Annotated in this window: 2 protein-coding genes; both read right to left on the bottom strand. The window is 46.2% G+C overall.

Features of this window, described 5'->3' with window-relative positions:
- Nucleotides 1-153 precede the first annotated feature (153 nt).
- Nucleotides 154-912 carry a GDSL-type esterase/lipase family protein gene (locus tag ACKI5G_RS05620; RefSeq protein ID WP_407398433.1) on the bottom strand — a complete coding sequence of 253 codons (759 nt, stop codon included), beginning with the start codon at nucleotides 910-912 and terminating at the stop codon, nucleotides 154-156.
- Nucleotides 913-927: 15 nt separating this feature from the next.
- Nucleotides 928-1,820: metallophosphoesterase family protein (locus ACKI5G_RS05625; protein ID WP_407398435.1), on the bottom strand; the 893-nt coding region annotated here is incomplete at its 5' end.

Raw genomic sequence — 1,820 nt, forward strand, 5'->3', positions numbered from 1 at the left:
TTTCACTCCTTTAGGACGAAAGTAAGCTAATTATTTTATCATGCTATATCTTCGCCATCAGAACAAAAAACGCTTTTTTCTTTATGAAAAAGAAAATGAGCCGGCACAAAGCCGACCCATCTTCTTTTGCTTTAGAGGTAATGCTATTAATGGTTATTTCAAATTCATGCTCTTAATTTTAGCGGCAATAGCCTCACCAAGTACCTTGTGTTGCTCCGCCGTAAGGTGAATACCATCTGGCATACCAGGAACCTTGACATAGTCCTCCGCATCCAGGAACTCTACCCCATTGCGCTCAGCCATTTCCTTGTAGAGATGGCCCAGCTCCCGGGAAGCGGCATTCTTGGCCGCAAAGGATGCCTTAGTGGCATAAACTGGTACCGGAGCCACTACTAAAACCTTTGGCACTCCGTAGCCATACCATTCCTTTTCCGGATCGCAGCTGTTGTTAATCATCTTTACCAGGCGCTCCACATTAGCAGTAACCTCTTCCGGAGTCTTGTGGAACCGCACCTTGATATCATTGGTGCCCAGCATAATGACTACGCAATCAAGAGGAATATGACTCTTGATGAGTGGCATCAGTGTTGGACGCCCATTGAAGTTCAGCTCATACTGAATGGCTTCATTCAAGCCGTTATCGTAGTTATCCTCACCGGCTGTACGGCTGGACAATCCTTCTTCGATGATGGTGTAATTATCCCCCAATTCCTTCTGGAGTACACCTGGCCAACGAACATTGCTTGGCCAACGCTTTACATTAGGTCGCTGGGTAAAGCCCCAGGTATTGGAATCGCCGTAGCACATAATGCGAATTTTCTCCCCAGGGCCGCCCATAGACGCAAAGCAAGAGGTAAAAGTGCCCAAAACCAGCAGACACACGGTTAACATTAAAGAAATTTTCTTAAACATACTAATCACTCACCTTTACTTTTTATAGATCTTGATAGCCACATCAAGCTCCGGTAAAAAAGTATGGTTGGTGTGGTCATAGGTCCGCACTTCCATGCGGTCGTCAAATAAGAAATAAGATTTGGTCCATATAGCTGGATAGTTGTTAAAGCCATCCCGACTATGGCTGTACATGTAGCCAGTTCCCAAAGTAGCCCGATTATGAATATTTGGTACTCCATGCTCATTATAAGTATAGAGGTTCGGATCCCGGCTGCTTTCATTGAATACTCCCAAATGGAGATGTCCGGAAATCCAGGCCATTATCTGAGGATTATCGGCCACAATTGCCCGCACCTGATCCTTTGGCTGAGCCATAAAGCCCGGATGATTTGGCCAAGCCTTACCATTCTTATCCCAGGTTCCCTCCAAGGAACCATGGAAGAAAACCAAGGTTGGCTTATCCTTGTTGTCATTCAAATCCACCTCTAACCAGGCTAACTGATCTGGTGACATAGTGGTTAGATAAGTGGTATGCAGGTCATCCGGGGACAGATATACCAGATGATATGGGCCCAAATCCTTGGAGAAATACAAGGCGTTCATATTGAACTGCTTTTTGAAACGCTCCAGCTTCATCGCCCGCTCATCGGGACCGCACTGGAAATGACCGCCATGGTTGGTCCAGTCAGAATACATATAGTCATGATTACCAGTCAGCACATAGCGTGGAGCCTTAATATGGTCCAAAACTGCTGAAGCTGCATTCAGCTCTGTCTGGTCCCCGATATCATGGACCACATCACCGGTAACTACCACCTGGTCCACATCGGACCAGGTGTTGATTTCTTCAATAGCGGCAATCTTTTCCGGATCCCGCTCACTAGGGCAATGTACATCGGTCAGTACCACAAACCGATGATATTTCT

This window comes from Anaerovibrio sp., from assembly GCF_045637405.1.
Taxonomy (GTDB): domain Bacteria; phylum Bacillota; class Negativicutes; order Selenomonadales; family Selenomonadaceae; genus Anaerovibrio.

Coding starts and splice junctions, on each gene's coding strand:
- ACKI5G_RS05620 (WP_407398433.1), bottom strand. CDS start 912: ATGTTTAAGAAAATTTCTTTAATGTTAACCGTGTGTCTGCTGGTTTTG.